The organism is Chromatocurvus halotolerans, assembly GCF_004340525.1.
GTDB classification, from domain to species: Bacteria; Pseudomonadota; Gammaproteobacteria; order Pseudomonadales; family Halieaceae; genus Chromatocurvus; species Chromatocurvus halotolerans.
The window spans coordinates 115,702-139,678 of sequence record NZ_SLWX01000010.1; the positions used below are offsets into that span (position 1 = coordinate 115,702).

At 60.6% G+C, this 23,977-nt stretch carries 21 protein-coding genes; 10 read left to right on the forward strand and 11 right to left on the reverse strand.

From position 1 onward, the window contains the following. Positions 1-101: 101 nt before the first annotated feature. The gene (locus EV688_RS12080; protein ID WP_117318454.1) at positions 102-2,024 is read right to left on the reverse strand and encodes a propionyl-CoA synthetase; all 1,923 of its coding nucleotides are present in this window, start codon (positions 2,022-2,024) and stop codon (positions 102-104) included. 251 nt (positions 2,025-2,275) lie between these two features. Here EV688_RS12080 and EV688_RS12085 point away from each other — a divergent pair, with 251 nt between their 5' ends. From EV688_RS12085 to EV688_RS12095, 3 genes are all read left to right on the forward strand, one after another. After that, entirely contained in the window at positions 2,276-2,719 is a 444-nt protein-coding gene (locus tag EV688_RS12085; RefSeq protein ID WP_117318452.1) for a DsrE family protein, read from the forward strand. A 139-nt stretch (positions 2,720-2,858) separates the two neighbouring features. Beyond that, positions 2,859-3,794 carry a sulfurtransferase gene (locus EV688_RS12090; RefSeq protein WP_162883930.1) on the forward strand — a complete coding sequence of 312 codons (936 nt, stop codon included), beginning with the start codon at positions 2,859-2,861 and terminating at the stop codon, positions 3,792-3,794. Positions 3,795-3,798: 4 nt separating this feature from the next. Next, positions 3,799-4,959 carry a YeeE/YedE family protein gene (locus EV688_RS12095; RefSeq protein WP_117318448.1) on the forward strand — a complete coding sequence of 387 codons (1,161 nt, stop codon included), beginning with the start codon at positions 3,799-3,801 and terminating at the stop codon, positions 4,957-4,959. Positions 4,960-5,058: 99 nt separating this feature from the next. Here the strand turns inward: EV688_RS12095 and EV688_RS12100 are convergent, their stop codons facing one another. Continuing rightward, the gene (locus EV688_RS12100; protein WP_117318446.1) at positions 5,059-6,816 is read right to left on the reverse strand and encodes an FAD-dependent oxidoreductase; all 1,758 of its coding nucleotides are present in this window, start codon (positions 6,814-6,816) and stop codon (positions 5,059-5,061) included. A 343-nt stretch (positions 6,817-7,159) separates the two neighbouring features. On the opposite strand from EV688_RS12100, the gene EV688_RS12105 reads away from it, so the two are divergent. Beyond that, positions 7,160-7,618, forward strand: coding sequence for a GNAT family N-acetyltransferase (locus tag EV688_RS12105; protein WP_117318444.1), 459 nt, complete (start codon positions 7,160-7,162; stop codon positions 7,616-7,618). Between the two features lie 30 nt (positions 7,619-7,648). On the opposite strand, the gene EV688_RS12110 is transcribed toward EV688_RS12105, so the two are convergent. Continuing rightward, positions 7,649-8,596, reverse strand: a complete 948-nt coding sequence (locus tag EV688_RS12110; RefSeq protein WP_117318442.1) for a hypothetical protein — start codon at positions 8,594-8,596, stop codon at positions 7,649-7,651. Positions 8,597-8,649: 53 nt separating this feature from the next. Further along, complete coding sequence (locus tag EV688_RS12115; protein WP_117318440.1) at positions 8,650-11,193, reverse strand: TonB-dependent receptor; 2,544 nt, start codon at positions 11,191-11,193, stop codon at positions 8,650-8,652. Between the two features lie 456 nt (positions 11,194-11,649). On the opposite strand from EV688_RS12115, the gene EV688_RS12120 reads away from it, so the two are divergent. Together EV688_RS12120 and EV688_RS12125 are read left to right on the forward strand one after the other, a co-directional pair. Continuing rightward, entirely contained in the window at positions 11,650-12,072 is a 423-nt protein-coding gene (locus EV688_RS12120; RefSeq protein WP_131917642.1) for a hypothetical protein, read from the forward strand. 346 nt (positions 12,073-12,418) lie between these two features. After that, positions 12,419-12,967 carry a ferric reductase-like transmembrane domain-containing protein gene (locus tag EV688_RS12125; protein ID WP_117318436.1) on the forward strand — a complete coding sequence of 183 codons (549 nt, stop codon included), beginning with the start codon at positions 12,419-12,421 and terminating at the stop codon, positions 12,965-12,967. Position 12,968: 1 nt separating this feature from the next. Here the strand turns inward: EV688_RS12125 and EV688_RS17585 are convergent, their stop codons facing one another. Further along, complete coding sequence (locus tag EV688_RS17585; protein ID WP_205686660.1) at positions 12,969-13,274, reverse strand: NAD(P)/FAD-dependent oxidoreductase; 306 nt, start codon at positions 13,272-13,274, stop codon at positions 12,969-12,971. Positions 13,275-14,229: 955 nt separating this feature from the next. Between EV688_RS17585 and EV688_RS12135 the strand changes: the two genes are divergently transcribed. Further along, on the forward strand, positions 14,230-14,874 hold the full coding sequence (locus EV688_RS12135; protein WP_117318434.1) for an NAD(P)-dependent oxidoreductase: 645 nt from the start codon (positions 14,230-14,232) through the stop codon (positions 14,872-14,874). A 357-nt stretch (positions 14,875-15,231) separates the two neighbouring features. Here EV688_RS12135 and EV688_RS12140 read toward each other — a convergent pair whose 3' ends face one another. After that, positions 15,232-15,699 (reverse strand): aldo/keto reductase, encoded by a 468-nt coding sequence (locus EV688_RS12140; protein ID WP_117318432.1) that lies wholly within the window; start codon positions 15,697-15,699, stop codon positions 15,232-15,234. A gap of 345 nt (positions 15,700-16,044) precedes the next feature. Between EV688_RS12140 and EV688_RS12145 the strand changes: the two genes are divergently transcribed. Together EV688_RS12145 and EV688_RS12150 are read left to right on the forward strand one after the other, a co-directional pair. Beyond that, positions 16,045-16,248 (forward strand): hypothetical protein, encoded by a 204-nt coding sequence (locus EV688_RS12145; protein ID WP_117318430.1) that lies wholly within the window; start codon positions 16,045-16,047, stop codon positions 16,246-16,248. A gap of 5 nt (positions 16,249-16,253) precedes the next feature. After that, positions 16,254-16,601: a hypothetical protein gene (locus EV688_RS12150; protein WP_117318428.1), complete on the forward strand. Its 348-nt coding sequence runs from the start codon at positions 16,254-16,256 to the stop codon at positions 16,599-16,601. Between the two features lie 247 nt (positions 16,602-16,848). On the opposite strand, the gene EV688_RS17800 is transcribed toward EV688_RS12150, so the two are convergent. The 3 genes from EV688_RS17800 to EV688_RS12160 form a co-directional block, all read right to left on the reverse strand. Beyond that, the gene (locus EV688_RS17800; RefSeq protein WP_276309882.1) at positions 16,849-16,971 is read right to left on the reverse strand and encodes a hypothetical protein; all 123 of its coding nucleotides are present in this window, start codon (positions 16,969-16,971) and stop codon (positions 16,849-16,851) included. Positions 16,972-17,061: 90 nt separating this feature from the next. Then, positions 17,062-17,364, reverse strand: a complete 303-nt coding sequence (locus tag EV688_RS12155) for a glycine zipper 2TM domain-containing protein (RefSeq protein ID WP_009024665.1) — start codon at positions 17,362-17,364, stop codon at positions 17,062-17,064. 293 nt (positions 17,365-17,657) lie between these two features. After that, positions 17,658-18,620 (reverse strand): transposase, encoded by a 963-nt coding sequence (locus tag EV688_RS12160; RefSeq protein ID WP_117318424.1) that lies wholly within the window; start codon positions 18,618-18,620, stop codon positions 17,658-17,660. A gap of 463 nt (positions 18,621-19,083) precedes the next feature. On the opposite strand from EV688_RS12160, the gene EV688_RS17740 reads away from it, so the two are divergent. Next, positions 19,084-21,198: a c-type cytochrome gene (locus EV688_RS17740; RefSeq protein ID WP_117318420.1), complete on the forward strand. Its 2,115-nt coding sequence runs from the start codon at positions 19,084-19,086 to the stop codon at positions 21,196-21,198. A gap of 226 nt (positions 21,199-21,424) precedes the next feature. Here the strand turns inward: EV688_RS17740 and EV688_RS12175 are convergent, their stop codons facing one another. Then, complete coding sequence (locus EV688_RS12175; RefSeq protein ID WP_117318418.1) at positions 21,425-22,552, reverse strand: hypothetical protein; 1,128 nt, start codon at positions 22,550-22,552, stop codon at positions 21,425-21,427. Positions 22,553-23,602: 1,050 nt separating this feature from the next. After that, positions 23,603-23,977, reverse strand: a 375-nt coding sequence (locus EV688_RS12180) for an ATP-binding protein (protein WP_165876889.1), incomplete at its 5' end; no start/stop codon positions are given.

The following is a 23,977-nucleotide window of genomic DNA, read 5'->3' on the forward strand; positions in this document are numbered from 1 at the left end:
TTCTCTCCTTCACTCATTTGCGATAGGTTCCCAAGAAGCCTGACACCGGCGACCGGGACGCGTCGGTGACTTGGTCACACTCGGTCCTCGCCGCAACCTCTTCAGGGCCTTTTTTCTTCATGACCCACCGCGGCCGGCCCCTGCAGACCATGAAGCCTCATCGTGCTTTCAATATCGGAAAGGCTTTCCACATCATCAATGGTTGATGGCACCGCGTACTCCTCCCCATCGGCAATCTGGCGAATCAGTTTGCGCAGGATTTTTCCCGAGCGGGTCTTGGGCAGGCGCTGCACCACAAGAGCGTGGTTGAAACAGGCGATAGGGCCAATCTGCTTGCGCACCATCGCAATGAGTTCCTGTTCCAGCAGCTTCTCATCGACCTCAATTCCGTCCTTCAGAATCACCAGTCCCGTTGGTGCCTGCCCCTTGATCGGATCTTTCAGGCCAATCACGACACACTCGGCGACCGCGGGATGCGCCGCGACTATTTCCTCCATTTCACCCGTGGACAGGCGATGGCCCGCTACATTGATCACGTCATCGGTGCGCCCCATGATGAAGACATAGCCTTCTTCATCCATGTAGCCTCCATCACCAGTTGTGTAATAACCGGGGACGTCGCTCAAATAACCATCGCGAAAGCGCGCGAAATCACGCCAGAGCGTTGCGAGGCACGACGGTGGCAACGGAAGTTTTATGGCGATGGAGCCCTGCTCTCCGGGTGGCAGCTGATGTCCTTCCGCGTCCAGTATCCGGATATCGTAGCCCGGCATCGGCAGCGTTGAAGAACCGGGCTTCGTGGGTTTTGCCTCGATCCCCATGAGATTGCCGCAGATCGCCCATCCGGTTTCGGTCTGCCACCAGTGGTCTACGACGGTCTTGCCGGTTTTTTCGACTGTCCACTCATACGTGGGCGGATCCAGCCGCTCACCGGCCATGAAGATGGTCTGCAGTGCCGAGGTGTCGTATTTGCCAAACTCCAGCGCCTGGGCATCTTCCTTGATAATGGCACGGAAAGCCGTCGGTGCTGCGAACAGCACCTTCACACGGTAATCGGCACAGACACGCCAGAAAGCGCCTGCGTCTGGCGTGCGCACAGGCTTGCCTTCGTAGACGACCGTCGTACAGCCGGCCAGCAGCGGGGCATAGACGATGTAGGAATGCCCCACTACCCAGCCCACGTCTGAAGCGGCCCAGAAGACGTCTCCGGGACTCATGTCATAGATGGCTTTCATGGAGTATTTCAGCGCGACAGCATGTCCGCCATTGTCGCGCTGAACTCCCTTTGGCTTGCCGGTGGTGCCTGAAGTGTAGAGAACATAGAGTGGATCGGTACCCTTGACCGGGACACAGTCAGCCGGTTCCGCTGCCGCCATCGCGTCTTTCCAGTCAATATCCTGGCCGTCAATCAACTGCGCCGGGGCTTCCGGACGTTGCAGCACCACACTTCGCAGCGACTTGTGTGTCGACAGACGCAGCGCCTCATCCAGCATCGGCTTGTATTCAACAATCCGCTTGACCTCGACACCACAGGACGCCGATACCACAACCTTTGGCTCGGCATCCTCAATACGCACAGCGAGCTCACGCGACGAAAAACCACCGAACACCACAGAGTGCACCGCACCCAGGCGAGCCACCGCCAGCATTGCCACCAATGCCTCCGGCACCATTGGCATATAGATGATGACTCGATCCCCCCGCTCAACCCCCTGCTGCCTGAGAACCCCCGCAAACCGGGCGACCTGATCGCGCAGCTCAGAGTAACTCAGCGTAAGACGGGTTTCCGTGACAGGTGAATCGTAAATCACTGCAGCCTGATCGCCACGCCCCTGCTCGATATGGTAATCCAGCGCCATATAGGCGGTGTTCATCTCGCCATCGGCAAACCAGCGATCGATGCCGTTCTCATCCCGGGACAGGATAGTCTGCGGCGGCCTGTACCAGGGCAGATCGTCGGCTTTTTCCGCCCAGAACGTTTCCGGATGCTCAATAGACTCAGTGTATTCAGAAAGATAGGACATGGAGCGATTCCCCTATGTGCGGTTCCCGACAGCGCTATCGCCCGGGCGGGCATTAACGTTGTTATCGCCTGACCCTGACCGGCCTGCTGCGCTGAACTATACCAAGCCCGAATGCTGCTGACACTGTCACGTGATGGGGAACTCACGGGGATAGCGCTGACCGGGAGTGACTTTGTCACCGACCGGGTCCGGTTAACGGCGTACTGTCACTGTGGCTTCGATCAATCCACCGTAAACGAGGAGTTTTTCCCATGCACAACACCGTCAAAGCCATGGCAATTTCCGCACTGATTGCCGTTGCACCTTTCGGCGCTCAGGCCGACAGCCACAACCGTAGCATTGACGAAGTACTGGTCATTCTTTCCAGCGATTCGCTGCAGACTCAGGGTATGGCCATGGTGCTGTCCAATACCATGGCCCAGCAAGGCGCCAGGGTGAATGTACTGCTGTGTGACAAAGCCGGCGACCTGGCACTGAAATCCTATGAAGCGCCAGCACTCAAGCCCAGGGACATGACACCCGGACAGATGCTTCGCGGACTGCTTAAGCAGGGCGGCGAGGCCAAGGTCTGCGCGCTGTACCTGCCCAACAGCGAGCATGACAAGGAAGACCTGATCGACGGCGTCGGTGTTGCCATGCCGCCGGAAATGGCCGGCCAGATGCTGAATGGAAAGATGCGAACTTTCATCTTCTGATACGGCTCTATACCACGATACGCCGCGCCGATGGCGCGGTTTTCCGCAAACCTGCCCGCTCGTACTGTAGGCGTCAGGCGCCTGCCGACCCATCGGCAGACCACCCACTCTTGCTACAATTGGCGTCATGATGAAAAAAATGCGTTTCTTACTGGTACTTCTCACCACCCTGCTAGCGGTCACCGGCACCCGTGCTGCGCCCGAAGGCTGGTCCCCCCTGCTGACTCCAGAGACATTGGCCAGCATGCTGGAGGGCGGCGCCGCGCCGCAAATCCTGCGTATCAGCGGCGACCACGACGCGGGACACATTGCCGGCTCCGTCTCCGCCAACTACGCGGACTTTCGTGGTCCGTCCGGCAATCCCGGCGCCCTGCCATCCCTCCAGGCCCTGACCGACACGGTTCAGTCACTGGGACTGGAAGGAACCCGGCCCGTGGTTCTGGTTCACGATGGCACCAGCCCCTCGGACATGGGCACGGCCACCCGCCTCTACTGGACCCTGAAGTCTCTGGGCCTGCAGGACCTGGCCATCCTCAACGGTGGCTTCAGCGCCTGGAAGGACGCTGGACTGCCGGTTCGTGTGGGCACGGTGGCGGCAACACCGACAGACTGGACCCCGAAGTGGCACGACGACTGGCGGATCAGCACCCAGGAGATGGAGCGTCGTCTCGATGATCCCGACGTCCGCATGATAGATGCACGTCCGACGGCCTTTTACAACGGCTCACAATCCTCTGTCGCCCGGCCAGGCACCATCGAGGGCGCCGCCAGCCTGAGCTTCGACCGCTGGTTCGACGATAGCCGAATGAAGCATCCTGAGGAACTCCGGCAGATCCTGGCATCGAGTCCACTGCCCGACGCCTCCCAGACCGCCTCCTTCTGCAATACCGGCCACTGGGCATCGATCAACTGGTTCGTACTCAGCGAGCTGGCCGGCGTGCCGGATACCCGCCTGTATGCCGAAAGCATGGCGGAATGGAGCGCGGCTGACCGACCCATGGATAACCAACCGAGCCGGATCGCCCACTACTGGGATATGACCGTGGAATGGGTCAATGGACTGTGGAAGGGCTGAACCGATGACAGCAGCAAACCGTCCTCCGATACGCGCCATCCGCAGTGCTCTGACTCTGTTCAGCCTGGCGGTGATCGGATTCACCTTCGCCATGGCGGGCCCCAGGGCCGCCCTGCTGATGCTGATCGGGCTGGGCTTCGGGCTGGTGCTTGAGGGCCTGCGCTTCGGATTCACCGGACCGTGGCGGCGCATGATCCAGGCCCGCGATGGCCGCGGGCTGCTGGCCCAGTTCGTGGCCATCGGCCTGTGTGCGCTGGTCGCCTTCCCACTGCTGGCGGCGTTTCCGGATGAGCTCTATGGCGCCCACGCCCCGGTGGGCATCGCCATGCTGGCAGCGGCCTTCGTGTTCGGCGCGACCATGCAGATAGTGCTGGGCTGCGGCTCCGGTGTACTGGTCAATGCAGGCAGCGGGAACCTGATGGCGGTGCTGGCCCTGCTGGGCTTCGTTGTCGGCAGCTTCTTCGGCACACTGCATCTCGACTGGTGGACCGGCCTGGGCTCGCTGCCGGTGCATACGCTACAGGGCAGTTTCGGCGAGAGTGCCGGACTGTGGGTGACGCTGACCGGCCTGGCCGCACTCGCGATTCTGGTGGCGCGGCTTTCAAGGCCTGGCCAGCGCCTGCCGTCACCGCGGCTGTGGCTGGCGGCCATCCTGGTGGCAGCCCTGGCGGTACTGAACCTCGTAGTGGCCGGCCAGTCATGGGGAATCGTCTACGGCCTGGGATTGTGGGGCGCGAAAGCGGGCCAGGCAGCCGGCATGGATGTGCTGGCCACTGCCTTCTGGTCGGCACCGGACCACGCCGAACGCCTGCAGCAGAGCCTGCTGACGGACGTCACCAGTCTGACCAATATCGGCATTATCATTGGCGCCTTTGTCGCCATGCGCTGGCGCCGGGATCCGGGGCCGCAGGTACCGCGCGGCAGTACGCCCGGCCGCCTGGGTATCGCGCTGTCCGGCCTGATTCTCGGCTACAGCGCCCGCATCGCCTTCGGCTGTAATGTCGGCGCCTATTTCAGCGGCATTGCCACGGGTAGTTTCCACGGCTGGGCGTGGTTCGCGGCCGCCTTTGCCGGCTCGGCGCTCGCACTGCATGCACGGCCCAGGGTTCTGCAATGGCTGTCACTGAGCGCCGCAGCGACGCCCGGCGGGAGCATACGCCCATGATGTCGATATTCCACCGTCCCGGCCGCACCGCTACTGGCCTGCTGACCCTTGCCCTGATTGCGCTTTTGCTGATCCTGGATGCGCGTCAGTCCATGCCGATCAATCCCCACGCCGCCCCGTCACCGGTGGCGCTGGGATCGGGGCAGGCGCCGGCCGGGGCCCACTGTACCCAGCGCTGATGCTGCTTATGGCATGGGCGCGCAGCAGGGTCCCGCCGGACAGATTGTAAACGGTGTTGAAACCGCGCTGCATGAGGATGCGAGTGGCTACGTAGCTGCGGGCGCCCGACGCGCAGCTGACCACCGTCGGCTGCGCCGAATCCAGCTCGGCGATCCGTTCGCGCAGTTCGTGAAGTGGTATGTTGATGGCATGCGGTGCACCGTATAGTGCACTGCCAGACACCTCGTCGCGGCTGCGCACATCAAGCACCTGATAGCCGTCGAGATCGCTGTCGATGGGCATGATCACCGCCGTGCCCGCGAGATCATTTGCCGCGACAAAGCCCGCCATGTGCACAGGATCCTTGGCGGCCCCGAAGGACGGCGCATAGGCGAGGTCCAGTGCTGTCAGATCATGCACGGTAGCACCGAAGTGCATGGCAGTGGCGATCACATCGATGCGCTTGTCGATGCCTTCCCGACCCACCGCCTGCGCGCCGAGAATCCTGCCGGTGCCGGCTTCATAGACCAGTTTGAGTGTCACTGGCTGCGCCCCAGGATAGTAACCCACGTGGTGATTCGCGCGAACCACACAACACCGGGCGTCGAGGCCCGAGCGCCGCGCCATGCTCATGGTCAGCCCGACCATCCCGGCAGCCAGGCCGAACACGCGCACAATGGCAGTACCCCAGGCTCGTGGTACCGGTGCGGAACTGCCGGTCACGGCATGCTCACCGGCCAGACGACCCGCGCGGTTTGCGGGGCCGGCCAGGGCCACCCGCATCTGCTTGCCCGTGGGCCCAAACGTGTATTCGCAGGCATCCCCTACCGCATAGATATCCGGATCATCGGTCTGCCCATGCGCATTCACATGAATGCCGCCCGAGTCACCCAGCGACAGTCCAGCCTGCTCGGCAAGCTGGACGCTAGGCCTGACCCCGATACCGAGGATCACCATATCGGTATCAATCGTCTCTCCACTGCCGAGTACGACGCCCGTGGCCAGGCCCTCTGCAGACACCAGGGCCGAGATACCGTCACCCAGCCGCAGGTCGATATCGTGTGCCGCGATCTCCTCCTCCAGCATGTGTGCCAACTCCGGGTCCATCAGCGGCAGTACCTGTGGCTGCAGCTCGACCAGCGTGACCGCAACCCCGCGCGAGTGGAGCTGCTCCATCATTTCCAGTCCGATATAGCCAGCGCCGACAACGACCGCCCGACCTGGCTGTGCACGGGTCATGAAGGCATTGATACGGTCGGTGTCCGTCACGTTACGCACACTGAAAACATTGCTGGCCGATATACCCGCCAGCGGCGGCACAATGGGTGCCGCCCCGGGGGCCAGAATCAGCTTGTCATAGGCCTGACGGAAGTGCTCACCTGTTGTGTGATTGAGCACCGTCACTTCGCGGCGCGAACGGTCAATGTCGACGACCTCGTGCCGTGTGCGCACATCAATATTGAAGCGATCGGCAAACAGCGCCGGCCTCGCCACAAACAGACTCTCGCGCTCCGCAATCTCGCCGCCGACATGGTAGGGCAGGCCGCAATTGGCGAAGGAGACGTGCTCGTCCTTTTCAAACATGATGATGGTGGCATGTTCGTTCATGCGCCTGGCTCGGGTGACGGCGCTGGCGCCGCCGGCCACACCGCCCACAACGACAAGCGTCGGTGAAGCGGCTGTGGTGGAATCTGTCATGGTAAACCCCGTGGATTGGCTGTGGTTCAAATAGGTCTGGGAGTTGGCTGCTCGCGGAGTCTCTGACCGGCACTGACGCGTGCCGGCCTCACGAGTGAGCCGCGCGCTGGAACCCGGATGTCCCGGTAACGCGATAACGGCAGGTGAAGAATGCCATCTTCGACCTGCCCACGTCGGTGACTTGGTCACAGTCAGGTATCGGGCCCGGCAGACGGTTGAAACCCTCACCCCGCAAGAGGCATGGATAAACGCTGATTTACGTGCCACGCTGCCGCGCAATGATGGTGAAACGCGACCATGAATGCATTCTTACCCATACGCTGACCCCAAGGAGACCCGCGACATGACCGAGCTGTCCGTGCGCCCGAACCAGCCATTTGACCTTGAGCCCCTTGCCGAACTCCTGGTTGACGAAGCCGACCTGGCCAAGGTCAACCCCAACGCCAAACACCCGTTTGATCCGCTCGAGTGGCAAGAAAAATGGCTGAACGAGCCGGATGATGCGTCTTACTACCTCATTGATTCCCAGGGACGCGAGGTGGGCTTTTTCGCCCTTCGGGTTGGCATTGGCCCGGAGGTGCGCCATCTTACCTATGCCTTCGTTGCGCCGGAGGCACGCGGCGGTGCAGGCGGTCAGCTCGCTGCCGAAGTGGAAGCCTCGGCCCGATCACTCGGGGCGCTGTCGATCACGCTGAAGGTGGATCTGGATAACGCACCGGCTCTGAACGCCTACCTGTCGGCAGGCTTTGAGGAACTCGGTCGTAGTGGCGACGTCGCCACGATGCGGAAGGATCTGGATTGATGTCGAAAAAGTGTCTGAACACGATTCCGCTCAAGCGCCAGTTATCGGGATCCTCCTGCGGCACAGTGTAATCACCGAGAGCAGGAACATTGCCGCCGTAGCGACGGCGGCAATGGGGTACTGAAGCGGCTGGATCCAGACCGCCGGAAACCACCCGGCCATGGTCATTGCGTCCACGGGTATTGAGAGCAGGTACGCCGTTGGGATGGCGTAGCGGATCACCAATCCCGTATTGCGGATTCGCACCAGTCTGCCAGCCAGGTACAGGCCCCAGCCCGCGATGAGGGCGACAGCCGAGTAATACAGCTCGGACACATAGCCAAGCAGGCGTGGGTCATAGAGGGCGATGTTCAGCAGGTAAATGAACCAGATCACGAAGACCGTCTCGGTGGCGGCAACACGTGCGGCGCTGTTGCTCTGCCGGGCGACAGGCGCCGGTGGGGCCAGGTGTAGCCGTCGCCGACACCAGCGCATCATGCGGCAGCGCGTGTCCCTGTTGGCCGCCATGAGCAGAACCAGCGGGAGAAAAATAAAGCTGCTGGCCTGCACGAGCAGGAGACTCGCAGGCAGCGCTGGCTGACCGTTGACCATCAGCGGTTCGATCCCCAGCCATACGGACCAGTTTGCCCAGGTCCACTCGAAGAAGCCCATCCACAGAAAGGTACCACCAGCGTAGCCCATAATACTGCCCGAAATATCATCGGCAGTGAGGCCTCGCCAGACCAGGGTAACGCCGACCGCAGCCAGGGTCAGGGACGCCAGGCTGTCCTGCCAGGACGGGCCGCTGAACAGGGCGTGCTGCAGCGCCAAGGTGATGTTTGCCAGAGCCACGCCGGCGAAGACCAGCAGCAGCGCCGCCAGGGTCTGGCGCAGCGGAAGAAGACGGCGGCTGCGCGGCTGCTGCATCACTTTTGCCGAATCCATGAGGGACCTGCTGTCATCTATCCCCGCAATCCGGTTGTGAATGGCACTTCCCATGGCGGGCTCTCCCTTCGCTTACTTTCGTGCTACTGACACCTTGCTAAGGCCTTTTAGCGCCCGAAGCTGTAAGACGCGCGCAGGCCGAAAGCACGCGGCGGTGGCAGGTAGAATTGTGCGCTGTCGGGCAGGACAAAGGTGGCGCCGGCGAGCGAAAAGTCGTTGATGTAGCCACCGGTATTAAAACCGTCGCGAATCGTCTCGTCGTCGAAGAGGTTGTCCACGTAGGCCATGGCCTCCCAGTTGCCGCTGGCCACACCGAGGCGCAGGTCAGTCAACCAGTAGCTATCAAAGCGCAGCAGATTACTCTGGTTCGAGAAGCGCTCGTCACGGAAGGTTGTCTGAACTTCGGCAAACCAGTTGCTGTTTGCGGTCAGCTGGTCCGTGTAGTTAACGATGCCGACGAATGAGTGCCGGGGAACGCGCTCCAGGTCGTTGCCGGTGAAATCCACCCTGCATGTCGACCGGCCGGCGGTGGTGGTGACCACCTCACAGCCCCCCGCGTAGGCGATGGCGCCGGCACTGCTGGTGAGCTGTGTGAAGTCCGTAAACTCCGATTCCAGAAAAGTGTATCCCGCCTGCAGGCTGAGCCTGTCCGTGGCCAACAAGGTGACATCGAGCTCGGCACCGTAGACCTCGGCATCGGCATTGAGCACCCGCGCCACGAGAAAGCCGTTCGCATCCGGCACCTGGCTTGTGACCTGCTTGTCCGTGAAATCTTGCAGGAAAAGCGCGCCGTTGACGCGCAGGCGTCGGTTGAACAGGTCGGTCTTCGCACCAAGTTCGTACACAATGACCTGCTCCCGGTCGAAGCGGCCCTGCTCCGGCTGGAAGGTGCCTCCACCGCCGTTCACGGTGCTGATGCCTGCGGGCTTGATGCCCTGCGCCAGGGAGAAATAGGTCATGGCGTTGTCGCTGATGGTGTACTGCAGAGTTGCCTTGGGCGCGACGAAGCTGTCGTCCTGGGATGCCAGCACCTGGCCCGCAGGCACGGGGAAGAGCACCGAACCACCGCCGAAGATACCCAGGGGGTCAATGATCGAATTGTCAAGGTCGGGGCCGCTGACCTCGAGCTGCTCATCGACGTAGCGCGCCTCGAAGGTAAGCTCCCAGTGGTCGTTGAAGGCCCAGCCCACAAGTCCAAAGGCGGCCCAGTGCTCGATGTCGCGGGTCCATAGATCCGAATTGCGCGGCAATGTGGTCCCAACGGCGGCCACGAAGGGTCCGCAGTTCGGAGCGATATCCGCGGACAGGAATGGCGGCGCGTAGGTAAGACAGGTCACACCGCCGTTCAGCGTTTCACGGTTCTCCTCCCAGTACTCGGCACCCACGGTCCAGGTGAGTGGTCCGTCACCCGCAGACTGAAGGCGGATCTCCTGACTGAACAGGCGCGTTTCGTTATCGATCCAGATTTCGCCAAAGGCGGGCAGGTCGTCGGCGCGGCCGAAGGCGTTGAAGTCCTGATACTGAAAACTGTCTGCCGAGGCGAGATGTGTCAGGGAAATAAACTGGGCCCGACCCAGGCCACCGAGGTTGTCGAATTCCCGCGTGACGTCAAGTGTCGCGCGAAGCACTTCCTGGCTGCTGCCCGGGTACTCGCGGCCCGTGCGTGGATTGTCGCTGTTGCTGATAGTCAGGTCGCCGGCACTCGGTGGTGTACCGCGAATGCCGAGGATCGCGGTTACCGAGGGATCCACGACCGGGCCGAGTGCACTGGCCGGCATGGCAAATGACGCATCGGGCGCCGGATGGCCCTGGGGCTGGATTCCGAACTCTGACTCCTCATAGGAGAGGCGGCCCTGCACGGCCCACTCCCTCGATGGCTCCAAGGCGAAAGTTATGGCACCGCTGCTACCGCTGCGATCACCAAGGTCCCCGCCCGTGATCGGGCTATCGTAGAAGCCGTCGTGGTTCCAGGTCGCAGCACTGACCCCCAGACGCAAGGTATCGCCAAGCACGGGGCCGGACACCCGTCCGCGAATCATCTGCTGACCGTAGTTGCCGATGTCCGTCTCGATCGCATAGGCAAAGGTATCACCGGGCCCGCGGGTCTTGTAACTGATGGCGCCGGCGAAGGCCGACCGGCCGTAAAGTGCATGCTGCGGTCCCTTGACGATCTCGATCTGCTCGACATCGAACAGGAGGGGATCGATGAGCAGCGTACCGCCAGAGGTGATCATCGCCTCCGTGGTGATATCAATGCCGTCCAGGAGTACTGCCATGTTCGGCCGCCCGCGTGTCGGCGTCAGGCCTCGGATGTTGAGGTTGATGTCCTGCGGCACGGACCCCTGCTCAAGGTGGACGCTGGCGCTCTGAGCCGTGACATCAGCGAGCTGGTAGAGGCCCCGACGGAAGAACATCTGCGCATCCAGCGCATCCAGCGCGACCGGCACAGTCTGCAGCGACTCCTCGCGGCGACGCGCATAGACGATAACCTCTTCGATAGCCCGACCGTTCGCATCCGTCCCCGGCTCAGCCCCATCCCGGGGTGGCGCCGCGGATCCGGCCAGAGCGGACGCGGCAAGCAGGCCCGGAACGGACAGGAAGAGGATAGTGGGTAGGGCGGAGCGCGGCAGGGAGAGAGCTGTCTGGGCCATTATTCGTCTCTTTTTTGTCTAACAGGTGTACTTTCGGTTTATCATTTTTTGTGTCAACTTTAGTTGACATTTTTTCCTTTGGCCACAACATTTTTTCCTGGCAACGAAAAAGTGTCCATAATTTGTGACACCTGCCAGTGCTCAAGTTTTTCTAGCTGGCTCGGGTCGCTCTGACACCTGATGCCGGTCTACTCTCGGCTCTCGCGCCAGAAACCAATGGGGATCTCTTGGGCTGCACCGCGGCCGGCGACTGGAACGCCGAACTGGTCGCGATGAGTACGCGGTAAGGCTTGGTCATCATGCTACTGACGCTGAGGACCATGGCGCTCAACCCGCTACCAGAATGGGGCTGGTGTTCTCGTGAAGATGCACAGAGCAGGAGATGGCCTCTAGGCAAACCAATCTATTGGCCTGGGCGTCCTTACTAGCTACTGAATTAACCAAAGGGCACAACGCATGAATCGCTTGACAATAATGACTGGTTTACTTTGGCTCTGGGCAGCCTGGCACCTGGGGTTCGGCCTGCTGTCCACCTTCGCTCCGGAGGCAGGCGCGTCTGCGGTAGGCTGGACCGCAGCCGGTGGGTGGACGCCAGAACTGATCACCATGAGCACGCAATACGGGATGGTTATGGTGCTTCTGGCACTCATGTTTGTGATCATGGCGCTAAATCCGCTGCAGTACCTCAACCTGATCTGGGTGGCTGTAGCTGAGCAGGTGCTGGGCATTATCTACGCAGCCTATATCTACGTTGAGTACGGCCAGCTGACGGTCCCTCAGATGCTTCTCCAGGCGGGTATAAACAGTGTTGTCGTCATCCTGTTCGTGGTGCTCTGGCTTGGGTTGCGGGACGCCGGACCGCACCCAGCGAAGGCATGATCCGACCCAATGGCTTACCGATTGGTCAGCCCTGTGGGTGAGCGCGAACCTGACTGGGTCGATCGGCATTTGGGGAAAATCATTATCGTGGTCGCCCTGTTTTGCACCATCGCCCTGGTCGGACGGGCGATGACAGGCTAGTCTTGTGGGTCAAAAACGAGCAGGCCGCCCTGATACCACGTCAATAGCCGAAGTCGGGGCGGCAAGCGTTCAGCGTCGGGCACCACTGCTATCGTTCATTGTTCTACTATACCTGACCCTAGTTTTCGCGCCCCTGGGCTTTGCCTTTCTGCATGGCGCGATTCACGCCCGGTCCCCTGTCGACACGCTGGCGTCTTCTCTTGGCATGGTCGCTTTCGCGGCGCTGCTGGTCGACTTCCTCTTCTCGGGGCGGACCCGCTGGATCTCTGACAGAATCGGTGTGCGGCGCACCCTGCGGATCCACCGGTGGGTGGCCTACGCGATCATCTCCTGCATCGCGCTCCACCCGTTCCTGTACACCGCGCCCGACGGGGTTTCATGGCCATGGTTCAACGCCAACGATCCCACCTTGATTCTCGGCAACTGGTCGCTTTTTACCGGACTCGCGGCCTGGATTCTTACAGCCGGCATTATTCTTATTGCGGTGGACCACAGGAAACTTCCGGGGTCTTACCGCGCATGGCGGTTGATGCATGCGGGCAGCGCACTGCTGCTTGGCACACTTATCGCTGTCCATGCCATTAGCGCGGATGGCTACAGCGGCCAGACCGGGCTCGCTGTTTACTGGATTCTGCTGCTCTGTGTGGGACTGCTGATATTGATTGAGATGTTTCTTGTGCAGCCCTGGCGACGGCGCCTTGCACTCCGAAGAAAGCACGAACATCCCAGCTGTTCCGGAAACCGCCCGACATGATTCAAGCTGGACCCATTGTTTGGCCGTGGGCATTCACATGAATGCCGCCCGAGTCACCCAATCGCAGGTCGATATCGTGTGACGCGATCTCCTCCTCCAGCATATGTGCCAACTTCGGGTCCATCAGAGGCAGTACCTGTGGCTGCAGCTCGACCAGCGTGACCGCAACCCCGCGCGCGTGGAGCTGCTCCATCATTTCCAGGCCGATATAGCCAGCGCCGACAACAACCGCCCGACCGGGCTGTGCACGGGGTGACGCCCCGGGACCCAGAATCAGATTGTCAGCGACTGTGGTGGAATCTGTCATGGTAAACCCCGTGGATTGACCGTGGTTCAAATAGGTCCGGGAGTTGGCGGCGCGCAGAATCTGTGACCGGCACTGACGCACGCCCGACTCACGGGTGCGCCCCGCGCTGGAATTCGGATGTCCCGGCAACGCGATTACGATAGGGACGGCGTTCCATCTTCCACCTGCCCATGTCGGTGACATGGTCATCGTCAGGTAATTACGAGCTTCCTGGCTGAGATCGTTAATGTCCGTTATGGGGCCCGCCTTTGCGAAGCCCGACACCCGCCAGGTGCGACTGATTAACAATGTGGCTCCACCCGAACGCCTGCGCATTGTCGACCAGGGCACAAGTCGGGATAGGCGCTTACCCGGGCACTCTCAGACCCAGCCTGCGGCGCGGACTCTCGCCGTGGAAAACGAAGACAGTCTGGGCGTCAGCGCGTCGACGCCACAAATCACAGTCGTGGCATTGGCCCACCATCCTGTTTTGTGAACCCGTAACCAAGGAAACTGCGTCATCGGCGGAAAGACGGCATGAGTTCGAATTGGTTGAGCACTCCTGAGGGCGAATTCTGTCAGGTGGAGGACCCAATCCGCGGCAAAAAAAAGTTGATCCAGCCCGGGTGGCCTCTTCGTAGCCCAGCTACATTCATTCGATTGGAGGTGCAACATGCCTCAACCAAGTATGATCTTTTTTCTTGCCGCATTTACCTTTGCCGCAGTCATAACCTATAGCATCTGGCAGATCCGCCGAGCCCGAAAGGCGAAGCTCAGCGGAGAGCAGCCGGCGCTCGGGAACGCCGGCGAAAACCGCTCGTAAACCGGGCGGAGCGACCTGCCGCGACCCATTTGGAGAGGGAGGGGCAGGGACCTTACCGGCCAGGCACTGGTCAGATTCCAGCCTGGTCAAATTCTCTTGCGCAATCCGGAAAGTGGGTCTGTGGCTCGGCCCCTTCAAATTTACAGGTAAGTCATGAAGCACAGAAACCTACTCATCATCGGCGCAAGCAAAGGCATCGGCCGGCGTGCGGTCGATTGCGCGCTGGAGCGCGGCTGTTCGGTGCGCGCGATGGCGCGGGACGCCGGCAAGATCAATCTTGAGCATGAACGGCTTGAGAAATTTTCCGGAGACGCGACGGATGCCGACGACGTGCGGCGTGCGCTAGAGGGCATCGACGCGGTGATTGTCGCGATTGGGGTGCTGGCGGGCATCACGCGGCTTTTGCGCCCCGTAACGGTATTCTCGCGCGCCACCGAGGTCCTGGTCGACGAGATGGATGCAACCGGGCCGAAGCGTCTGGTCGTCGTGACCGGGTACGGCGCCGGCGAAACACGCGGAGCGATGAATGCAGTCGAGGAACTGGGGCACACTATACTTCTCGGCCGTGCGTACGCCGACAAGAGCGTGCAGGAAAAGATCGTCGAGCGCAGCAGCCTGGACTGGACTATCGTGCGACCGACGATTCTGACCAACGGACGGGCGACAGGCAGGTACAGGGTCCTGGTCAACCCGGAATCCTGGCGGAACGGATTCATTTCCCGGGCAGACGTTGCGCATTTCCTGGTCGAGTGCGCGCTTGATAAGAAGTATCTGCATGAAGCGCCGGTGTTGAACTAGGGTTGCACCCCGGCCTTGTGAATCCGGCGAGCCGGATCGGCCACACAGAGACCGATTTTGCAGATCTCCTCGGGCAGGTCGACACACTCGAGAATCTCGTTGCATGATCACCGAGCCGTGTGATCCGCTCGCGCGCCTGTTTCATCCCTGCGTTGAAATCCTCCGCCGGGTTGACCCCGAATAACAGAAGGAAGTCAGAGAATCGGCACAATGGAAGTCACCGGGAAATCCCGGTAGCCGATGATGGCATCGATGAGGCCGTCGCAGTCATCCACTCTTCACGCTTCCGGGCTGGAGTGTGGTCAATTCTGAACAGCAGGCCGCCCGCATGGGGCAGCTCCGCTTCCCGGTGGTTTGTCAGCTCTCGTTCCAGCCGGGCGCGAATTCGGGATGAATCAGCCGTTCATGGCGATCGAGAGCAACGATCCGGTCCATCTCGCTACTGGTCAACTCAAAATCGAAGATATCGATATTGTCGTGGATGTGTGAGGGTTCGCCAGACTTGGGGATGGCGATCACCTGCTCCTGCTGCAACAGCCAGCGCAGAGCCACCTGCACCGGCGTTTTTCCGTTCACCTCGGCTATTTCGCGAAGCGTGGGATCCTCTGCAACCTGCCCGTGGGCGATAGGGCAGTAGGCGGTGACCAGGATGCCGTGTTCGCGGCAGTAGTTGCGTATCGGAATCTCGCCGAGAAAGGGGTGATATTCGATCTGGTTGGCAAAAATCGGGCTGCGGGAGGCTTCGCGGGCTTTTTCGAGCCTCGGTACCGTGAAGTTGCTCACGCCCATGTGCTTCACCTGACCGCGATGCTGCAGGTCGTTCATTGCCAGCGTGCGCTATTTATTCTTGCGATCAGTCGGTTATGCAATATGGAACCCCGCTGCTCATCGCCGATACGGGCTGCGGCGCTGTCCGCCTATCACACCCCCTATCATGATCGAACCGGCCGTCGGGGAGGCACAGCCCTCCCACGCGCGACTTGAGCTGCCTACCGAGAACGTTTTGCCGAGCTCCGCTACACCGGGCCGTATTCGGCCACTTGTATTCATCGACCGGGATGCGGTAGCGTAAAGTCTTGTTTTGCACAAACGCTGAGGGCGTTCCGGGCGCTCTTTCCTTTCCCTGGCAATATCCCCTGACAATCGCGGCCCATTACCAAGGAGTTTTGTATGTCCAGCGAACAAACAACCACCTGGCCGGAATTGGCCATCAGTCTCTACGACAAGCTCACCGGCCGCGGCGCCGAGATCACCTACGAGTTCGAGAACATGGAAGTTTGGGTGCCGAGCGGTACCGGAACCGATGCCGTCAGCGCCAAATGGAAGTTGAATGGCGTTCTGAAAATCCGCACCCGGGACAACGTCGGCGGTTAACTCCCATGCCGCACTCGTTGAGCGTGGAGGCCGACTTCTCCCTGGAGGCTGCCGATGGCACCACTCTTCACATTGAGTCGGATTCTGACCGGGTCACAGTACATCTGCCGGACTTCAGGACGGCCCGCGAAAATGCCGGGCTGTACCGGGACAAGGCGACGCGCGTGAAGGCACTGCATCGGCTGCAGCGGGGCCTGCAGATCAGCGATCTGACGCTCGACATTGTAGTGCGCCAGCACCGCGTGGCGTGTCTGGCCCCCGATTCCCGCGGCAGCTGGCTGTCGCTGTGGATGGGGCTGGGAAACATGGCGCTGTTCCCGATGGGTATGCTGCGGGCCCTGCTGATTCGCTGACGCCCCCCGGCAGACTGGCTTACATGCCGCCCCCAGCAGGCAGACACTTGACGTTAAATAGGAAAATGGTGGGCCGTGCTGGATTCGAACCAGCGACCAATTGGTTAAAAGTCGGACAGCCATTTTCCAGGTGATTGATTTAATTTAACTTTTGTCGGTGACGCCCGTTGCAAGTTGCACCGAAATGCACAACAAAGCAGGACTGTTCCCGGCAAAAGTCCGGCAGTGGCGACCAATTGGAATTCTACTAACTGTCCTCTTCCGAGAAGGCTTTCTCCAGAAAGGTGGCGTAGCCGAGGATGGGTATAGCCTCCGCGACCGCTGCGCGGCGCAGGCCCAACGGATTGTCGGTGTCAGAATCGCCGATCAAAAGCTGTAGTCAAGTATCACGTAGTAGCTACGGCGGGTATAGCGCCCGGGGCGTACACGCGGCAGTCACGTCTCCAGGGGGCTGTCCGCCTCAGGACAGCGGTTCCAGTCTCATCCGCACGGCGATCGTGGGACCCGGATCCACGGACGTGCGCGTCTCATGAATCCTATCCTCAAAGCGGTAGCGCACGCGATAGCCGCTGAGCTGCTCGCGTTCCTCGATCTCGTAGCTCGTGGAACACACCTCCTCCGTCACGTAGTAGCTGTCGTCGCGACGCCGGCGCTGACCAATGTCGTTGCCGATGGAGGCGCCGAGAAGCGCGCCCGCACCGGTAATGAGATCTCGCCGGCTCGAATTGTCACCGAGGACGGATCCCGCGGCCGCGCCGACCACACCGCCAAGGGGTATAGGGTATAGGACAGATAAAGGACCTTTCGGGATTAGACATCCTCGCTGACTGTGCCGACTGGGACTACAGACCGGTCAAAGTTTCCATCTGTTGACCCGTAAATCCAGTTCGCGGCGTGCGGCATGTTATTCCTATCCGGTCAATCCTGACGGAGCGCGCGCAACCGCTCACGCCATGCGGTTTTCAATGGCTTCCTTGCTGGCTATGGGACGAAGTCCTTCCCGGCGAAAAGCAGCAATGTACCCCAGGGCACCCTCTCTCGACGCTTCGCGCCGATTCACCTTGTCCCAGGCGGCGCTCTGGTCGGTGGCGTCAGCAGCGGCCGGGTCAGCGTTTCCCGTTCTTTGTGGCGCAGGTGAGTCAGTATTCGATCAATGACGTCCTGGTCCTCGATACAAGCGATGACCCTGACAGATCCGCCACAAAGACTGCAGACCTCGATGTCGATGTTGAAAACTCGCTTTAGGCGTTGAGCCCAGGTCATTGCGGTATGACGCTCGGCGGGTGTGCGGACTTCTGCGTTGGAGGTGGACTTGATGCCTTTCCCACGCCTTGCTGGTGTGACCAGCCCACGCCAGCGGTGGTTCGGCGCGAGTACGCCGTGATAGCGGGTGAGGTTGACCCTTGGTTTGGGGACCAGTGCTGCCAATCGCGCAATGAAGTCCACCGGTTCGAAGGCGACCTGCGTAGTCCCATCCCGGTACGGTGTCTTCAAGGTGTAAACCACCTTGCCAGTGGAACTCAGTGACAGGCGGGGAACTGCTACGGCAGGGCGGGAAATGTACCGACAAAGGCGCTCACGCTTGCCTTTCTGATTTCCCTCACAGCTGACCCCGGCGTGCAGGGAAAAGCCGTTGGCCTTGGCCACCCGCCCCAGGCTAGGGTCAGGCCTGTCCAGCGGGCGGATGGTGCGGATCATAAACGCTTTACGTCCCTGCTGTGGGCCGACGGCAATGCGGTAGGAAATGGAGCTGCCCAGAATCTGAGGCATGGCATCGGTATCCTCGGCGGGATCGAGGTCCAGCCAGGTGCTCTCGGTGTCCTGTTCCAGCAGGCCCTGGCGCTCAAGGCAACGGCCGACGCGCTGGCTGATCAGTTGGACCAACTCCTCCAACTCGCCTTTGCCCGGTGCATTGACGCGTTGAAATCGGGGTGGTCGATTGTCGCGATACACATAGACGCCAACAATCTGTAGAGCCGCAACGTAGGAATTTACCTGAGATTTTGTTCGAGCCCGCACGGGACCTGGGCGACGTACCGAGCCGTGGGGCTCTGTAGAATGAACTGGGCTTTGCTCTGGCAGGCATCAGCTGGATTTGGAGGCGCTGCTGCGGATCATGGTGTTCAGCAGGCTCTGCGATCCGGAGTCAAAGCGTGGCGTGTTACGGCGGCTGGAGACTGTCATGAAAATTTACAAAAGACACAACTCACCTCATTTTTGATACTACTTTTCACTGTATATCAATACGCTACGCGCATGGTCCAGTCTTTGCTTAAGCCATGGAGCAGCAGCGGCGGACTAGATCGCAAAGCAGACCAGCACGCAGCTTCAAGCTCAAAATACGACATGGCGATACGGATGAACTTGATGAGAACGAGTATTTTTCTTATATACAGGTCTGATGCCGCAAAGATGCCTGCATTGAAGGTGCCGTGGGAGGGCATCAGTTCCACATCGGAAATAAGTTCTAAGGAGGGCATTCATGGCACGCAGTAGCTTCTCTCTGACATGCTGGATTTTTTTCTGGATTTCCACTCTTAGCCTGCCAACTCAATCGGCACAGTATCAGGCTGGTGTTGACTATCAGGTTCTCTCCCCACCTCTGGGAACCACGAATAGCCGCATCGCATTCGTGGAGTTTTTCGCTTCCATCTGTGCACATTGCTATGACCTAGAGGGGACGAGCCTCGCCAACTGGAAGGCATCGCTGCCCACCGATGTGGTCACGGTACGATCCCCGGTGTTCTGGAACGACCCAATGGAACTCCACGCGCGCGCATATCTCGCGGCAGAATCCCTCGGTATCGCCGATGCTGCGCATCTCGCGCTGTATGAGGCTATCCACCTTGAACGACGCCGACTTCTGACCGAGGCAGAGCTGGCGGAGGTGTTCGCGACCCTAGGCGTCGGAGCGGCCGAATTCAGCGCGGCCTTCAACTCCGCCACCACGCAAGAGCGACTGAACCAGGCGCGGCAGCGCGCAGAGTCGACCGGCATTCCAGGAGTCCCTGCATTTTTGATCGCCGGGAAGTACCTGATCACTCCGCGTAGCGCCGGTGGACGCGAGACGATGCTGGACGTCGCTGAGTACCTTTTCTCTCGAGTCCGGGAAGAGCGCGGGATGCCGGCGCCCGCTCCTGAGGCCTTCGTTATTGACGATGACGCGGATCACTGGAATGCGGATATCGGGCTCATGAATGGCGGTGTGATTCCCGCCGCAGCAGCACAGCTTTTCCGGGTTTACTACGGAGCCTTGGGCCGGCTTCCCGATGGCGGTGGGTTCCGCTGGTGGTCGGGTGAGATCAACGAGGGAAGACATGATCTGCGCAGCATGGCCGCGGGTTTTGTATTTTCGAATGAATTCCAGCGAATCAGCGATGGAGATGCCGATGGGACGGTCTCCGATAGCGAGTTCATCGCACACATGTACAGGAATGTATTTGGGAGAGAACCCGATCCCGACGGCGCAGCGTGGTGGACCGCCGAACTCTCGAGCGGGCGCCGATCCCAGGCCGATGTTCTGGTCGCTATGACGCAGTCAAATGAATATGTGGAACTCACGCTTGAACCGGTTTCCCGCTATCTCCCACAAGGCGGAGATGCGCCACCGGCGGAAGATGGGCCACCGCCCAGTGAACCGCCGCCGGAGCCTGACCCCGGTTCGGAAGAACCACCGGTGCCGCCGGAAACAGGTGAAATTTCACTGACAGATGAGCAAGAAGCGAAATACGATAAATCCTGCAGAGTGTGTCACGAGGTGGGCGTCGCCGGTGCACCTCGCACAGGCAGCTCTGAGGACTGGGCGCCGCGTCTGGCCAAGGGGATGGATGCCCTGCTTACATCGGTAAGGAACGGCTTCAATGCAATGCCTCCTCGGGGTATGTGTTTTGACTGTAATGATGATGACTACCGGGCACTGATTCACTATATGTCGTCGGGACCCACAGAAGCAGAAACTGAGAACGCTCGCGAGGCGAGGGAGTTTCTCGCATCCAATGCGCTTCGCCAAAACGTCATCGTCACCGCATCTGGACTTCAATACGAGATTCTTCAAACAGGCTTTGGCCCCAGCCCAAGCGTCATATCCGACGTCGAGGTCCATTACCAGATGACTTTGCTGGACGGGACCGTGATCGATTCATCGTACCAGCAGGGCGAGCCGGCGAGGTTAAGACTGAACGCCGTGATTGATGGACTGAGTGAAGGCATTCGGTTGATGAACGTGGGCTCGATCTATCGGTTTTACGTCCTAGCGGATCTTGCATACGGGGCTGCGGTAAGCAACTTTATTGAGCCGGACGCAGCACTGATTATAGATGTTGAACTTCTGGGAGTTGAGGGCGATTCAGGCATTGACGGGCAGGCTATTTACAATCAGGCGTGTGCCGCTTGTCACATGATTGGCGTAGCAGGCGCTCCCGTCCTGGGCAACGCCGACCAGTGGGCACCGCGCATTGCCAGGGGCTTGGAGGCACTCTACACAAGCGCCCTCAATGGGCTTGTCGGTACTCCCATGGTTGCCAAAGGCGGTCGCTCAGATCTCTCGGATGAGCAGGTCAAAGCAGCTGTGCGTTACATGGTCAACAACAGCTTGTAAGCCAAACTGGGCATCACTCGTTGAGGATCGCGCGGCGACCCGCCGCCGCGCAGTCCCGGCACCATTCTACTGCGTGCCATCGACATCCGATCCGACACGGACCGCATTGCTGTTAATAGACGCCTCCGCTTTTGGCCATATTTCGTGACTCTGCCACCACGTGTTGGTGCCCATCTACGAGGATAGACATCGATGCGGGAGAAGGTGAAGGCGCCTATGTCCTCTATCAGCGATCGAGAGCCTCCAGGCTAACGCCCCGATCGCTGAAGCGTAGCGTCGCATCACCGACGCGGATTGTCTTACCCGGGCGCAGCAGGGCCTCATCGAGTATCCAGCCGCTGTCGATGCGCGCGTCGTCGACGATGACGGCCCAGTCTGTGTTGTTGGGGGCGACGGCAACGGGGTATCTGACTCCCAGCAAAAAGCCGCTACCCGGCGGCGCCGCGAAGCCACCGACTGCAAGACTGTAGCGACTCGCGGTTGGCTGTCGCTCGACGGTAATGATCCTGCCGTCCGGCTGTGGAACAAGCGCAATCAGCGGCTCGCCAGTGTCAGCCTCGCCCCACAGCGCCAGCGCCGTCTGCTCCCCGGCCGCGCGGAGCCAGCGCTCCGCCGTCGGCGGCAGCGCGTTGGCCATCCAGCGGTTGGCGGTTGTGAGGGGACGAGGCAGCACACCGTAGCGGTCATCGAGCATGCGCAGATAGATGCCGTCGCCATACATCGCCGACCAACCCGTAGCCCAGTGAAGCGGCAGGGTATCGAGATCGCGCCCCGCCACATTGCTATGCCGCAGTCCTCCGAGTCCGAGGCGCGGCAGCACCAGGGCATGGAGAATCTCGTGAACAATGGTCTGTGGCGAGACGCGGCTGGAGAGGATCGCGCGGCGCCCGCCGCCACGGCCGGCGAACGGAAGGTTGTAGTTGGTGAGCATGACCGTAATGTCATGTTCCGCAGGTCGGAGCTCTGCATCAGCCGCCGCGCAGTCCCGGTATACGGACTCCATAACGGAACCGCCGAGCCGTAGATAGCGGTCTGGCGGACCAATAGTCCGCCAGTCGCCAATACGAAAACGCAGCGCGATGCCCGATCGCAAAAGCAGCTCCTGCTGCAGGTAGTGCCGAAGACCGACACGCTCGTCCTCAATCCAGGCGCGCAGGTTGTCAGGGCTCCATTCGCGGCCGCGGATGGCCCCTTGAACGACCGCGATTCCCGGAATGCCTTTAAACCCGCAGGGTAGAAAGGCAATAGTCAGTTCGCCCCCTTCTGCGGCGGCCCGCGGCACGAGCAGCAGGGCAAGCACCGCAAGCGTGAGGACAGACGCATGGCAGCGAGCGCGCTCGACCAAACACCTCATGGGAGCCTGTCCGCGGCCGCTGGACGCTCTCCGCAACCGTCGGTTGGCGCGGAGTTCAGGTCGGGGGATGGGCTGCAAATTTATCGGGAATCTCCAGCCAGTCCCTGGCCATCAATCGCAAACGGGAGTACCAATCCAGCGGCGGCGGCATTGGGTACTGCTGCGATGATGAGACCTGGCGCTATCTGCAGGGGAAGCTTCATGTGGCATCAACGATACTTGCTTTCGTTGTATATCATCAAGGATCTGTGTTCAGGCTTGTGAGAGCGCAGCTATCCTCTACTCACTCCAACTCGTTGCACCAGGCTCTCGCCGTGGATTCCCTACCAGTATCCGACCGGAGACACTCACGGCGCACAGTGAACAGAAAAAATGGCGCAGACTCGACAGCGTGCAACTGCCGACACCTGCGCCGTCAGCAGCGTCGCTATCCATAGGCGCATGTACCTCCGGCGCTTGTTTTCCAGATCCTTCCCGTCCCACAGGAAATCCATCGCCGCTCGATCGGCCGAGGCATACGCGTAGGTTGATGCGGCGAAGCGAGTACAGTGCTGCACGAACATCGTCGTGCGGCGTATCACCGGGTCGCGAGCGCCTCACAAGACTGTATATCTCGTAGAAACGGTGCCGCGCCTTCCCCAGCGCCTCTGATATTTCCTGATAGCTGCTCCCGGTTGCATGGATCATTGTCGATCCTCCGACAGGGTCCTCACATATGTGCGCGCGCACGTTCAGCATCGCCACAGGTTTCTGCAGGGTGCAACCCTCGGTCGAGCGACAGAGGGATCTGGAGAGAGACCCTGATGGTTTTCACTGGAACCTACCGACGGCACTGACGGACCCGAGGAGATCAATCCAGCGTTACGGATGCGATTTCGTCGAGTCCGGTCGGTTCGTCGGGAGATCGCTGGGCAAATCCAGGGCGGGGCAAAGGTAAGATCAAACCCCTGGAACAGAAAAAAAAGGGCAATGCGTATTCCGGCGAACGTGACCGCCCGTTCCGGGCATCGTGACCGACTTGCACACCGATGCTCGCTGGCGACGGCATTTTTACACTGACCGGTCACGCTCGGTCAATTTACTGCTGGTTTTCCGCAGGGATTCGCCGGTGAGATTCAGCCGGTGGGCACCGTGCAGCAGCCGGTCCAGGATAGCGTCAGCCAACGTTGCCTCGCCGATGTATTCGTGCCAGTACTCGGTCGGCAGCTGGCTGGCAATCAGCGTGGATCGGCGCCCATGTCGGTCTTCGATCACCTCCATCAAGTCATTTCTATGGGCGGCGCTCACCTTCTGGATGCCCCAGTCATCCAGGATCAGCAGGTCGGTCTTTAGCAGCTGGTTCATCAGACGTGGATAGCTGCCGTCACCGTGGGCGATGCGCAGCATCTCGAACAGCCGCGGCAGGCGCAGGTAACGCACGCTATA